Below are 12,351 nucleotides of genomic sequence, written 5' to 3'. Positions count from 1 at the left end.
GCAACACATTGAACAGCCTGCATAAAATCTTTTTTCTTTTTCGAGAATTCTTATTTAACAGGTCTATATCACGTTCTCATTGATGAAGCAAAGCCATTGCCTGGGCAGGATTGTTGCGAAACATAATAAGTAGCGATCTGGCTGGCCCGAGCGGTTTTCTCACCTTTTGTTCCCAACTCTGCACTGTCTTGATGCTCACACCAATGAGGGCGGCAAACTTCTCCTGTGAAAGGTGCGTTGCCTTCCTGATAGCAGAGACGTCAATCTCTTCATATTTGAACGACCGTGAAGGTTTCTTAATACCTTTGTTAATGTCGATCGCTTCCCTGACGCTCTCCACCAATTCATCAAAGTTAAATTCATGGTCACTCATTGCAAAACTCCCTCGCTAGTTCTGACAGTAACTTTTTCTCTGCAATTGTTAAGTCTTATTGTCGGTTTTTGGTGTAGGCATACAGCATGTAGAAGGTTTCCTCACTGACCTGCCAGTAATAGATCGTTCGCACACCTCCTCGCTTGCCCGAGTCACCCAACTTCCAGCGGAACTTCCGTAGCCCCCCCAGTACCTTTGATAACACTGCCAAGATCAGGCTGTGCAATCAAGGCTTTTTGCATGGTTCGATACTCATCATCAGACATGAGCTGGGTGATGATTTTGGTAAATATGCTGGCTTCTACAAATTCCATATTTAATCCCACTTTGTAGTAATTAATGTACCACAATGTAGGATTTCTGCGAATTGTCAAACATCAAGGCATCAGGGAAATAAGCAAATCATACTCCAGCCAGGACACCGGTATATCGAAATACGGCCGGTAATCACCAAAGCGTTTAAAATGAATAGTTAAGGCGCTGTTCGCCTCCCGCTCCCCATAAAAGATAAGAGCTGTGCTTTTTCGGGCAGCGGGCGGCGTCAATCAAGCCCTACCGTAAGTATCCTCAAACCGCACAATATCATCCTCACCCAGATACCCGCCGCTTTGCACCTCAATCAACTCAAGGTCAAACTTGCCGGGGTTTTCCAGTCGATGCACGACACCAATAGGAATATAAGTCGATTGGTTTTCGGTCAGCAGAATTTCCTGATCGCCATTGGTGACCAGCGCTGTGCCTTTGACAACAATCCAGTGCTCGGCCCGGTGATGGTGCATCTGTAAAGAAAGCTGCGCACCCGGCTTAACAGTAATGCGCTTAACCTGGAAGCGGTCGCCCATATCAATCGAGTCATAGGCACCCCAGGGGCGATAAACCTTACGGTGCAATTTAGCTTCAGACTGGTTAGCTGCCTTTAGCCGTTCAACAATCTTTTTAACATCCTGCACCCGGTTCTTATGGGCCACCAGAATGGCGTCGTCGCTTTCGGTGATCACCAGATCATCGACGCCCAAGGTGGCAATCAGTTTTTTCTCACTGCGCACGTAAGTGTTACGGGTATCATGAAGCAGAACATCACCCAGGGTGGAGTTTCCAACCTCATCTTTTTCAGAAATATCTGCCAGCGATGACCAGGAGCCAACATCAGACCAGCCTGCATCCAAGGGAACCACTACTGCATCGGTGGTTTTTTCCATCACGGCGTAATCTATGGACTCCTCCGGGCAGGCTTTAAAGGCCAATTCATCCAAACGGACGAAGTCCAGATCAGCAGTTTGTACTTCCATGGCTTTCTGGCAGGCTTCCAGAATATCCGGACGGAACTTGTTCAATTCCTCCAGATAGCGCGAGGCTTTGAACAGGAACATGCCGGAGTTCCAGTAATAGTCACCTGTAGCCAGATAACCCTGTGCCGTTTCCAGATCTGGTTTCTCTACAAACTGCTCCACAGGCATTATTTTTTCAGCAGAAAGGCTCGAAGGCTCAAAGGTTTCTTTTTGCTCATCAGAAGAAAAACCTTGTGCCTTTGTCTCACTGTCGTTCAAGGCTTTTATATAACCGTACCCTGTTTCCGGATGACCAGGCACAATCCCGAAAGTGACCAGCTTGCCATCAAGAGCCGCAGGCAACGCAGCCTCAACAGCCTGATGAAAAGCATTGACATCATTAATCACATGATCCGCAGCCAATACCAATAACAGCGGTTCTTCATCTTCGGAGAGGATCTTGGCTTTTAAAGCAGCCAAGGCAACAGCAGGTGCAGTATTCCGCCCCACTGGCTCCAGAATAATTGCAGAGGCTTTGCGATTCATCTGGCGAAACTGCTCTGCTACCAGGAAGCGATGCTCTTCATTGGCAATCACCATTGGAGCGGAAACAGAGTTTAGCCCATCCAACCGGCTCAATGTGTTTTGCAGCATGGTCTGTTCATTGACCAGCGGCAGAAACTGCTTTGGGTATAAAGAACGGGACTGGGGCCAGAGGCGGCTGCCGGAGCCGCCGGACATGATTATGGGTATTAAATTCATAATTTTTAAGGTGCAGTCTTTTTAAAAAATAATCTTTGGTGTCTTAATATCGGTAACTTTCAAGGTAGATGTCGCCTCAACTTATGCAGCTAAATCACAATGCTGCTGATTCTCTGATCGCTCAGGGTTAAGCCACACCTCTACCGGTAATTGCCAGTTTCTGGTTTCACGGCTTCCCCATCGCTCAGGGTGTTGCTCTTTTGCTTTACGGTAAACTCTTTCACGATTCAGAACCTTTTTCTGAGCCTTCCCTGTGTGTCTGTCGTAGGGGGTCTGGAACTTGATGCCACTGTGCTTATGCTCCATGTTGTACCAGTTTACGAACCCGTACACCCACTTTCTGGCTGACTCCAGACTGGAGAAGTGATTCGGATACCCGGGACGATATTTCATGGTTCTGAAGCCTGACTCTGAGTATGAGTTATCGTTACTCACGCGTGGCCTGCTGAACGATGTCTGTACACCCAGTTGCTGAAGAGTACTTAGCATGGTCGCCCCCTTCATCGGACTGCCATTATCCGAATGCAGGACCAGCGGTTGCTCCTTAAGGCTGATCTTATGCTGCATGAACGCTTTTCGGATCATCTGAGCAGCCAGATCAGAGGACTCCCTTTCATGGACTTCCCAGGTCACAATCATGCGGCTATAGACGTCCAGAACCAAATAGAGATAATAATATTTACCCCTGATGGGCGACCCCAAGAATGTTATATCCCACGACCAGAGCTGATTCGGTGCCGTAGCCCGATGCGATGTTGGCTTCCGCTTTGCGGGCTTCTGACTGCGACCGCGGTGATGCTGTTGATTATGGGCCTTCAGCACTCGATAAAAGCTTGACTCAGAAGCTATATAAACACCTTCGTCGGCCAGTGTCGGTACAATCTGGCATGGCGACTTACTTTTGAATCGCTCGCTGTTACAGACTTTCAGAATCTCGTTTTGCTCACTCTTGGTTAGTTGGTTGGCAGGCATTGGCCGGTCTGCGTATTGACGCTGATCTTCCCGCACCTGTTCTACATCTTTTTGCCAGCGCTGAACCGTGCGTATCGACAGGTTGAGCGCAGCACAGGCTTTCACTTTACGTGCACCCTGTGAAACAGCTTCCTGGATTAAAGCAACGGCTTCCTTGCGATCAGGGAGAGGAATCAATCGTCCTCGCGCTCCCCCCAGATCGCGTTTGCCTTTTTTGTTAGAACCAACAGTGCTGCGGTTTCAGCAAGTGCTTTGTCTTTGCGTTTGAGTTCTTTTTCCAGTTTCTGGATGCGCTTCTTGTCATCTCGTCTGGCAGCGGCCTGTACCTGACGGGATTCAGCAGGCTTTGTGCTGCCTGCGATAAAATCAGCTTTCCACTGCTGCAGGTCTTCATAGTAGAGACCCTTCTTACGACAGTATTCGGATAGCTCTGTTGTGTTCATGTTGGCGGTTTCCATCAGAACCGCGAACTTGTTTTCAGCACTCCACTGCTGAGGATTCTTACCATCACCGGGCACGGGTACACCTTGCGCTTTTGCCTGTTTGCGCCAAGTATACAGGGTTGCATCAGTAATGCCGGTTTCTCTTTTAAGCTGAGTCACGGAAACATTATTTGGCGGCATCATCTTCTGGATAATGGACTCTTTCATTTCTTTGGAATAGCGAGCCATAACAGCCTCTTTCTAAATGCTCTCAGTTATTGAGAGTCATGAATCAAAAGAGGCGACATCTATTCTGACACAGAGGGATATACTTGTGATAAGCATGGAGATTTGAGCCTTAAGACAAGGCGACGATCGCCAACACAGGATTAAGACTCAAATCTTCAGCGCAATAGGGAGTTAGAAAGTTTGATTGGTATTAAATATGAACAGGAGCATCGAAATGAGTATGACGACCATTACATCACGAACATTCAACCAGAATGTCACAGAGGCTAAACGATCGGCACTGAAGCAACCGGTATTTATTTCCGATAGAGGGACCGTTACTCACGTCCTGCTCAATTTTGATCACTATAAAGAGATCATCCGCAATGCTGCCAATATTCTTGAACTGCTGGCCATGCCCGAAGCGAAGGATGTCGATCTGGTAGCAGAGCCTTTAAAAGACAGCTTTCTGAAACCGGCAGATTTTTCCTGATGTACCTGCTTGATACCAACGTTGTCTCGGAGCTACGCAAATTTAAAAGCTTATTTGCCCCATAGGCAACTTATTTAGAGGACAATTCCTACGCAGCTGGCTTAACCAGTTTACCGGATTCTTCCAGCCTTTTATAAAGGCTGCCCGCACTGAACTCCAGGCCATTAGGCCAGCAAAGAGCACCCAGCTCGATAAAGAAGCGCTGAAAAAAAACGCCATCCTCTAAAGCCAGGGTAAGGCTGGTTTTATGTGACAACATTTCACTAAAATCCATAACACCAAAGCTGCCATCAGAAAAGCGAAGCTTTATTTCCAGCCTTGTCTGATAAACAGCCTGAACAATTTTAATCATTATCAGCTCCTGCTATACGCCCAAGTGGTTGGAGATCTATTGCCCTTAGAGGGTGTCGCAAAACTGACTCCAGCGTGGGAACGAGTTGACTCCCGACATTCCTGGCTTCATTCACGTCATTCCCGCGAAGGCGGGAATCCAAACTGACTCACTACCAGAACCACACTGCCCGGTGCCCCCCCTGGCCTTGTCAACCCCGACTTCACTCTCGTCATTCCCGCGAAGGCGGGAATCCACACTGACTCACCACCAGAACCGTACTGCCCGGTGCCCCCTTGGCCTTGTCATCCCCGACTTCACTCTCGTCATTCACGCGAAGGCAGGAATCCACACTGACTCACCACCAGAACCAAACCGCCCGGTGCCCCCTGGCCTTGTCATCCCCGAGACAGAGATCCGCCGTTGGCGCTGGATTCCCGCCTTCGCGGGAATGACGACCTCAGAGCATGGGAACGAGCCGTTGGAGTTTTGCGACAACCTCAGAGCGTGGGAACGAGTTGTTGGAGTTTTGCAACACCCTCGACAGGGCGGGGAGCAATCACCTTTGGCTTATGAGGGAATAGTTAATGCCAAGAAACGCTGCCCTGTGCCCGCTTACCAAAAGAACAAAACGCTTGTGATTAACGTGAGGCGGGCAGCGGGTGGCGGCATTCACCCACGACTCATCACACCCTACCGTACGTATCCTCAAACCGCACAATATCATCCTCCCCCAAATACCCCCCGCTCTGCACCTCAATCAACTCAAGGTCAAACTTGCCGGGGTTTTCCAGTCGATGCACGACACCAATGGGAATATAAGTCGATTGGTTTTCGGTCAGCAGAATTTCCTGATCGCCATTGGTGACCAGCGCTGTGCCTTTCACAACAATCCAGTGTTCGGCCCGGTGATGGTGCATCTGTAAAGAAAGCTGCGCACCCGGCTTAACAGTAATGCGCTTAACCTGGAAGCGGTCGCCCATATCGATGGAGTCATAGGCACCCCAAGGGCGATAAACCTTACGGTGCAATTTAGCTTCAGACCGGTTAGCTGCCTTTAGCCGTTCAACAATCTTTTTAACATCCTGCACCCGGTTTTTATGGGCCACCAGAATGGCGTCATCGCTTTCGGTGATCACCAGATCATCAACGCCCACGGTGGCAATCAGTTTTTTTTCACTGCGCACATAGGTGTTGCGGGTATCATGTAACAGAACGTCACCCTGACAAGCGTTACCGGATTCATCTTTTTCACAGATATCAGCCAACGATGACCAGGAGCCTACATCGGACCAACCCGCATCCAGTGGCACCACAACGGAGTCGGTGGTTTTTTCCATCACGGCATAATCGATAGATTCATCCGGGCAAGCATGAAATGCAGCTTCATCCAGCCGAACAAAATCCAGGTCAGCGCTTTCAGCCGCCATGGCCTTTTCACAGGCTTGCAGAATATCGGGGCGGTACTTGTTCAGCTCTTCCAGGTAACGAGAAGCTTTAAACAGAAACATACCTGAGTTCCAGTAATAGTCACCGGAAGCAAGATAGTCCTGAGCCGTTTCCAAATCTGGCTTTTCCACAAAATTGTCTACCGGAGAAACCTGTTCACTATTCCCGGTTAACGTTTTACTGGCCTTAATATAGCCATACCCGGTTTCCGGATGGGTAGGCACGATACCAAAGGTCACCAGCTTGCCATCGCTTGCCGCAGGTAATGCAGCTTCAATCGCCTGATGAAAAGCCTGAACATTCTGAATCACATGGTCCGCAGCCAATACCAGCAGTAATGGGTCTTTCTCTTCAGAGAGGGTTTGAGCTTTCAGGGCTGCCAGAGCGACGGCAGGTGCCGTGTTTTTACCGACAGGTTCAAGAATAATGGCCGAAGTCTGCCGCCCCATCTGGCGGATTTGTTCTGCTACCAGGAAGCGGTGTTCTTCATTGGCAATCACTAACGGATCCGATACCGAATCCAACCCATCAAGCCGAGAAAGTGTGTTCTGCAACATGGTTTGTTCGTTTACCAGTGGCAGGAACTGCTTTGGGTATAGAGAGCGGGATTGGGGCCAGAGGCGGCTGCCGGAGCCGCCGGACATGATAATGGGTATTAAATTCATAGAGGATATTTGCCAAGAGTTAACGGAGGCACAGACTTTTTTTTAGCACAGGTTTTCACCGTGCTTCTGCAGCCAAAAAAAATTAAAGAAAGTAGTCTTTGGTGTGTTGATGCACTTGGTCAGAAGCAAACAACTCATCAACGCTAAACCAGCGATAATCCTGATGCTGATCATCAGGTAAGTCATTGAGATTAATATCCAGCTTTAATTCATACTTAAGCACAACGTAATGAGTACTCTTGATTGGTCAGATCTAACTCATCACGACTTCGGGTGATCAGTTCTATATCAGCCTGTCCAGACAGCTGACGAACAATAGCCGATCCCGCCATGCCCTGGTGGCCCGCCACATAAACCTTATTTGTAAACTTTGAAAACCATAAATAATGTAGCTACATTACTACGTGGTGAATAGTTGATAGTGAAAAGTTAATAGGGGCAGAGGGATTTCGATATGAGTATAACGACCATTTCATCACGGACATTCAACCAGAATGTTACTGAGGCTAAACGATCTGCGCTCAAGCAGCCGGTATTTATTTCCGACAGAGGGACCGTCACCCATGTCCTGCTTAATATCGAACACTATAAAGAGATTACCCGCAATGCAGCCAACATACTCGAGCTGCTGGCGATGCCCGATGTGGAGGATGCCGATCTGGAAGCGCTGCCCCTGAAAGACAACTTCCTGAAACCGGAAGATTTTTCCTGATGTACCTGCTTGATACTAATGTTGTGTCTGAGCTGCGCAAGTGCAGTGCAGGCAAAGGTCATCCTTCAGTGAGTCATTGGGCCACAACCGTGGCACCGAATGAACTCTATTTATCAGTCATCAGCGTCCTGGAAATAGAAATGGGCATCCTGTTGAAAGACAGGAAAGACCCAGTGCAGGGCCGGTCGCTCAGAGCATGGATGAACGAGCGAATGCTACCCGCTTTCGAGGGGCGCATTTTGCCACTAGATACCACGATTGCCCTGACCTGTGCCCGGTTACATATCCCCAATCCAAAATCCGAGCGGGACGCCATGATTGCTGCCACAGCAATCACCCATCAACTGACGGTCGTTACCCGGAACATTAAGGACTTTGAACAGACAGGGGTGAAATTGTTAAATCCTTGGGAGTTTTGGGCTGGGAATAGAGAATAGTTATTGAGTTTTTTTGATGGCGCTGATTAAGCCTGACAGCACTCTGAATAGCCCATCGACTTTCGCTAATATGGTTCCAGGTGGAAAAAAACCCAGCTCACCTACGATAATAAGCTGTGTTTCCAATTCACGGAGTGCACCTCTGGCAATATAAAGAAAGCGCAAGTAATCCTTGTTGCTGCCCCGCCCAGCACCTTCCGCAATATTGGATGGCACTGATACACCAACGCTTGCCGCAGGTAATGCAGCTTCAATCGCCTGATGAAAAGCTTGTACATTCTGAATCACATGGTCCGCAGCCAATACCAGCAGTAATGGGTCTTACTTTTCAGACAGGGATTGAGCTTTCGGGGCTGCCAGAGCGACGGCGGGTGCCGTGTTTTTACCGACAGGTTCAAGAATAATGGCCGAAGTCACCGCCCCCCATCTGGCGGACTTGCTCTGCTACCAGGAAGCAGTGTTCTTCATTGGCAATCACTAACGGATCCGATACCGAATCCAACCCGTCAAGCCAGGAAAGTGTGTTCTGCAACATGGTTTGTTCGTTTACCAGTGGCAGGAACTGCTTAGGGTATAGAGAGCGGGACTGGGGCCAGAGGCGGCTGCCGGTGCCGCCGGACATGATGACGGGTGTTAAAAACATAGATATTCTTACGTTAACTCAAGGTAATGAATGATGTAGTCAATCTTGACATGTAATAAAAGGAATAATATTTAACACTAGGTATATTAAGGCTTACCGATTAAAGTAAAGATTAGGTGTAAGGCGATTTAGTTTTTTAAGTATATTTCTGGGTTTTTGTAGCCTGCTAGCAAGATAACATATGATTTTATTTTGTTATGTATTTAGAACTAATTAGTACAGTTTTCGTTACTTAGGAGTTTTAAAAGTGGTGGAACCATTACTCTAGCTGCGTAGGTGGGTGCAGGGTGAATCCCATCTGGAATATTTTCTTTAAGTTCATCAGAAAGTATACTTTCCCATTTTTCATAAAAATCAATCACAAATACATTATGGAGCGTGGCAAACTGGTCATAAATATCGTAGAAAGATTTAAGCCTAGGTCGCATTACTTTCTTTAAGCCAAGAGCAGGATTCATCTTCATCATGATTATCTTGGCTTCAGGATAAGTTGTTCTTATATTATTTATTAGTGTTGTTGTTTGCTCCTTGCTTTTAGTAAACGTTACACCTTTAATAAGGTCGGCATCGTTAACCGAAAATTCAATAAGAAAAAAATCAGCTCTATTTTTAAGAATAAGATCAAGTTGACTTAAACCATATTCAATGTTTCTACCAGGGTATCCGAAATTTAGGTGCTTTACTGGAGCTGATAAACATTTGCTTAATTCGTTACTTAATTCTTCTAACCATATACCGCGCTTTGTCAAGCTTGTCCCAATAGCAATGATCTCAATATTATTTTTATTTTCATATGCTTCTGTGGGAGTCGATATCATAGTAATCAAAACAATAAATATTAAATCATAAATCTTCATGGCAATTTAGTTTGTTAATTCTGTAATTTTTAAACCAAATACTCTGATCTTTTGGTGATTGACTGCCCCATAGATAAATATCTCCCCCCCATAGTTCAGTCAGGAGTGGTCCACGAATAAACCAGTCATCTGCATTTCTAAAAATCAAGTCTCTCACAATTAAAACGAGCTTATCGTTCAACCAGAGATAGGACATACCATCGTTTCTATTAGGGGAGTTCAAGAAAACATCTATAGCTATTTTGTGCCAACGATTAGATTCAATATAAGTGGAGCTAATGTGAGTAGAGCCATATACTTTCTTATCCGAACCTGATGACCTGTTTAGGTTATATATGTATAAACCGAGGAGTCCTTGATTTTCAATCAACCTTATACTGAATCCATCTTGCCTTGTAGGTGGGCAACCACCTGCAAGGCATCTGCTATCCAAACTGCCACCCCATAAACCGAGTGGTAGCTTATGACCACCGCGACTGAACTCAAATCCATCTTCAAGAAAAATATCAAAGGTTATTCTGGCAGCTGTTATATTGCGATCAAATAAAGTAAGTTTGATTTGTGCTATATCATTTGGACCCTTAAAAACATTTCTCTTTAGTGACGGTGAATCATCTGGAGCAAGCGCCATGATAATAGATGATGCGGAACTACCTTTGAATCTTAAATTCTCCGAGTTAGGCTTCCATAAGATTTGGCAGCCTGTTGCAGGCTTTTCCTTGGTAAGGGTGCTTGTGCAACCATACAGAGTGAATAGTAAAAAAGACGAGAGAATAAATAGGATTTTATTTCGTGGAATGATCATTCTCTGCAATGAGAACTCCATATTTATCTACACAGATATTGGACCGTAATAACTTTGCCGGATTACCTACAACAATAGAATTGTTGGGTACATTTTTTGTTACTACAGCCCCAGCAGCCACAATGCTGTTATCACCAACAGTTATGCCTGGTAAGATAATGCTGTTAGCACCGATAAAGCAGTTTTTGCCAATAATAGTATTCGTTTTAATCCCCCTAGTCATATCATGCGTCAGGATTGAGCATCGGAATGCTAAGTATGAGTATTCACCTATATTGACTCCTTTAGGGTAGGTTTTATCTAGTTTTGCACTCATAGATATAACGACTGTTTTATGTATCTTCATTCCCCAAAAATGTGTATACCAAAACAATCTCAGCTTTACTAAAGCTCTTTGTAAAAAAAGGAATTTGTTTAGAGTCATCTTTCGTTAAGTTCTTAAAAGAAAATAAAGTTAATTTGGAATCACTCAAAAAAATGAATATGTCAGCTTCATAAGTCTCTAAGCCTCGTAGTAAGCCCAACCTATGAAGGATTTTTAATTTTTAATAGACTTTTTTGAGGGAGTTTATATTTATTATTTGGTTATTAAATTTTAAAACACAAAAGTATTTAAAACAGTTTTTTGTCCCCTCCACTTTTACTACGAGAGCTAATTCTATTTTGATTACTCATTGCAAAATCCTAGCAAGAGGTAAATAGTTTACGGTTGTCGCATAGAAGTACGCATTGGTTCCATGCGAGTCATTACAACAACAATTAAGAACAAAAAACCAGAAACTGAAGAAATTGCATTCTCAGTTATACAAATTAATAAAAATAATATGCTGGACCAAATTATTTCAAAGGGCTTAGTACATTCTGTCAGCCTAGCCTTGAGAATAAGTGCGAGGAGCAAAAGAGAATAGAATACAATAGTTTGGATGTATCCAATTTCCACTGCGACTCTCAAATACTCATTATGCGCACTTATTGTTCCACCCACTAAAATTCTAACCTCATCTGGAAGGATTGTAGCCTGATGCCCATAACCAACACCAAACCACCAATGTTTGGCGAGTACGTCGTTAAGATAATCCCAAATGATTTCTCTGCCACTTAAATGTGTTTGAAAAATACGACCAATTATAACATCGCCCAACAATATCAAAAATAAAATTAAAAATATAGCTGCTGCAATAATTATGAGTCGTTTTAGATTCATGTAGTTTTTGAAGCCACCCCAGAAAACTGGAAAGCAGAGAAGAGCACCAATAAATAGCGCCATTCTCCCTCCAGTTAAGATAAGTATGACTGTATTAATAAAAACTAACCAGAGATAACGTATATCATATGTATCAGCATACCTTAAAGATGAATAACAACCTGCAATACAATAGGCTCCAAGATAGGCAGGTATTAACGAACCTTGTAGCCTAGGTAAACCACTAGCAAACTCATAACTAAATATGCTTCTGCCAAAAGCAACCCAATAAAACATACCAATTAGTATTGAAAAAGTTGGTAGCCAGGTAACCACCTTTAAGACGAACCTTATTTCAGCCTCAGTTAATCTGGCAGATAAGAAAATAAAAATTGTAATTATTTGAAATAAAGCTTTTCCGTAAATAATCCAACTAAAATCAGAGTAATCTGACAGGATCGCACTAAAAAGAGTGATCATTAAAATAACAAATAGTATTGCTATTATTCTATGATCAAAATGCCGTCTAAAAATTAGTACCAATGCTGAAAGTAGTAGGAAGGATTTTTCTATTGGATTTGCAAAACCGACATTAAAAACCATTCCAACATTTAATACTAATAAAAGCAATGAAAATGAAAAAAGCTGGTAGAAAATCATTATCTTTTAAAAAACCAATATTGAAATACAACCTGGCTATAAATCTATAACAGATTACTAAAGTATAAATTTACCGAATGACATATGTGGG

Annotated in this window: 17 protein-coding genes; 3 read left to right on the top strand and 14 right to left on the bottom strand. The window is 44.6% G+C overall.

What is annotated here, in order from left to right:
- Window positions 1-76: 76 nt before the first annotated feature.
- The 4 genes from nadS to ACO6V5_RS15140 all read right to left on the bottom strand — a co-directional run bounded on the left by nadS (window position 77) and on the right by ACO6V5_RS15140 (window position 4,046).
- Window positions 77-373: a NadS family protein gene (gene nadS / locus ACO6V5_RS15155; protein ID WP_422411909.1), complete on the bottom strand. Its 297-nt coding sequence runs from the start codon at window positions 371-373 to the stop codon at window positions 77-79.
- Between the two features lie 152 nt (window positions 374-525).
- Window positions 526-687: a hypothetical protein gene (locus tag ACO6V5_RS15150; RefSeq protein ID WP_422411911.1), complete on the bottom strand. Its 162-nt coding sequence runs from the start codon at window positions 685-687 to the stop codon at window positions 526-528.
- A 231-nt stretch (window positions 688-918) separates the two neighbouring features.
- Window positions 919-2,403 carry a mannose-1-phosphate guanylyltransferase/mannose-6-phosphate isomerase gene (locus ACO6V5_RS15145; RefSeq protein ID WP_422411913.1) on the bottom strand — a complete coding sequence of 495 codons (1,485 nt, stop codon included), beginning with the start codon at window positions 2,401-2,403 and terminating at the stop codon, window positions 919-921.
- Window positions 2,404-2,484: 81 nt separating this feature from the next.
- Window positions 2,485-4,046 (bottom strand): IS3 family transposase gene (locus tag ACO6V5_RS15140; protein ID WP_422133970.1). Its coding sequence is split into 2 segments (ribosomal slippage): window positions 2,485-3,584 and window positions 3,584-4,046, totalling 1,563 coding nucleotides; the frame shifts between segments, so codons are not numbered across the junction.
- 214 nt (window positions 4,047-4,260) lie between these two features.
- On the opposite strand from ACO6V5_RS15140, the gene ACO6V5_RS15135 reads away from it, so the two are divergent.
- On the top strand, window positions 4,261-4,518 hold the full coding sequence (locus ACO6V5_RS15135) for a type II toxin-antitoxin system Phd/YefM family antitoxin (RefSeq protein ID WP_422139892.1): 258 nt from the start codon (window positions 4,261-4,263) through the stop codon (window positions 4,516-4,518).
- A gap of 88 nt (window positions 4,519-4,606) precedes the next feature.
- On the opposite strand, the gene ACO6V5_RS15130 is transcribed toward ACO6V5_RS15135, so the two are convergent.
- From ACO6V5_RS15130 to ACO6V5_RS15115, 4 genes are all read right to left on the bottom strand, one after another.
- Entirely contained in the window at window positions 4,607-4,870 is a 264-nt protein-coding gene (locus ACO6V5_RS15130) for a DUF2442 domain-containing protein (RefSeq protein WP_317143429.1), read from the bottom strand.
- 111 nt (window positions 4,871-4,981) lie between these two features.
- Window positions 4,982-5,107, bottom strand: coding sequence for a hypothetical protein (locus tag ACO6V5_RS15125; RefSeq protein WP_422139893.1), 126 nt, complete (start codon window positions 5,105-5,107; stop codon window positions 4,982-4,984).
- Between the two features lie 428 nt (window positions 5,108-5,535).
- Window positions 5,536-6,963 (bottom strand): mannose-1-phosphate guanylyltransferase/mannose-6-phosphate isomerase, encoded by a 1,428-nt coding sequence (locus tag ACO6V5_RS15120; RefSeq protein WP_422411568.1) that lies wholly within the window; start codon window positions 6,961-6,963, stop codon window positions 5,536-5,538.
- A gap of 82 nt (window positions 6,964-7,045) precedes the next feature.
- Window positions 7,046-7,186 (bottom strand): hypothetical protein, encoded by a 141-nt coding sequence (locus tag ACO6V5_RS15115; RefSeq protein ID WP_422411566.1) that lies wholly within the window; start codon window positions 7,184-7,186, stop codon window positions 7,046-7,048.
- A gap of 231 nt (window positions 7,187-7,417) precedes the next feature.
- On the opposite strand from ACO6V5_RS15115, the gene ACO6V5_RS15110 reads away from it, so the two are divergent.
- Together ACO6V5_RS15110 and ACO6V5_RS15105 are read left to right on the top strand one after the other, a co-directional pair.
- The gene (locus ACO6V5_RS15110; RefSeq protein ID WP_422136912.1) at window positions 7,418-7,675 is read left to right on the top strand and encodes a type II toxin-antitoxin system Phd/YefM family antitoxin; all 258 of its coding nucleotides are present in this window, start codon (window positions 7,418-7,420) and stop codon (window positions 7,673-7,675) included.
- Window positions 7,675-8,112: a type II toxin-antitoxin system VapC family toxin gene (locus tag ACO6V5_RS15105; RefSeq protein ID WP_422136913.1), complete on the top strand. Its 438-nt coding sequence runs from the start codon at window positions 7,675-7,677 to the stop codon at window positions 8,110-8,112. The genes ACO6V5_RS15110 and ACO6V5_RS15105 overlap by 1 nt, the downstream gene beginning before the upstream one ends.
- On the opposite strand, the gene ACO6V5_RS15100 is transcribed toward ACO6V5_RS15105, so the two are convergent.
- The 6 genes from ACO6V5_RS15100 to ACO6V5_RS15075 form a co-directional block, all read right to left on the bottom strand.
- Window positions 8,113-8,400 carry a four helix bundle protein gene (locus ACO6V5_RS15100; RefSeq protein WP_422136914.1) on the bottom strand — a complete coding sequence of 96 codons (288 nt, stop codon included), beginning with the start codon at window positions 8,398-8,400 and terminating at the stop codon, window positions 8,113-8,115. It lies immediately after the preceding gene.
- A gap of 106 nt (window positions 8,401-8,506) precedes the next feature.
- Window positions 8,507-8,755: a sugar phosphate nucleotidyltransferase gene (locus ACO6V5_RS15095; RefSeq protein ID WP_422136915.1), complete on the bottom strand. Its 249-nt coding sequence runs from the start codon at window positions 8,753-8,755 to the stop codon at window positions 8,507-8,509.
- Between the two features lie 209 nt (window positions 8,756-8,964).
- Window positions 8,965-9,612: an SGNH/GDSL hydrolase family protein gene (locus tag ACO6V5_RS15090; protein ID WP_422136916.1), complete on the bottom strand. Its 648-nt coding sequence runs from the start codon at window positions 9,610-9,612 to the stop codon at window positions 8,965-8,967.
- On the bottom strand, window positions 9,599-10,243 hold the full coding sequence (locus ACO6V5_RS15085) for a polysaccharide lyase (protein WP_422139895.1): 645 nt from the start codon (window positions 10,241-10,243) through the stop codon (window positions 9,599-9,601). Before ACO6V5_RS15085 ends, ACO6V5_RS15090 begins: the two co-directional genes overlap by 14 nt.
- A 154-nt stretch (window positions 10,244-10,397) precedes the next feature.
- Window positions 10,398-10,841, bottom strand: a complete 444-nt coding sequence (locus ACO6V5_RS15080; protein ID WP_422139896.1) for an acyltransferase — start codon at window positions 10,839-10,841, stop codon at window positions 10,398-10,400.
- Window positions 10,842-11,120: 279 nt separating this feature from the next.
- Window positions 11,121-12,260, bottom strand: a complete 1,140-nt coding sequence (locus tag ACO6V5_RS15075; protein ID WP_422139897.1) for an O-antigen ligase family protein — start codon at window positions 12,258-12,260, stop codon at window positions 11,121-11,123.
- Between the last annotated feature and the right edge of the window lie 91 nt (window positions 12,261-12,351).

The organism is Endozoicomonas sp. ALD068, from assembly GCF_049310145.1.
Classification (GTDB): domain Bacteria; phylum Pseudomonadota; class Gammaproteobacteria; order Pseudomonadales; family Endozoicomonadaceae; genus Endozoicomonas_A.
The sequence above is the reverse complement of the archived record's forward strand: the minus strand, read 5'-3'. Positions and strand labels throughout refer to the sequence as shown.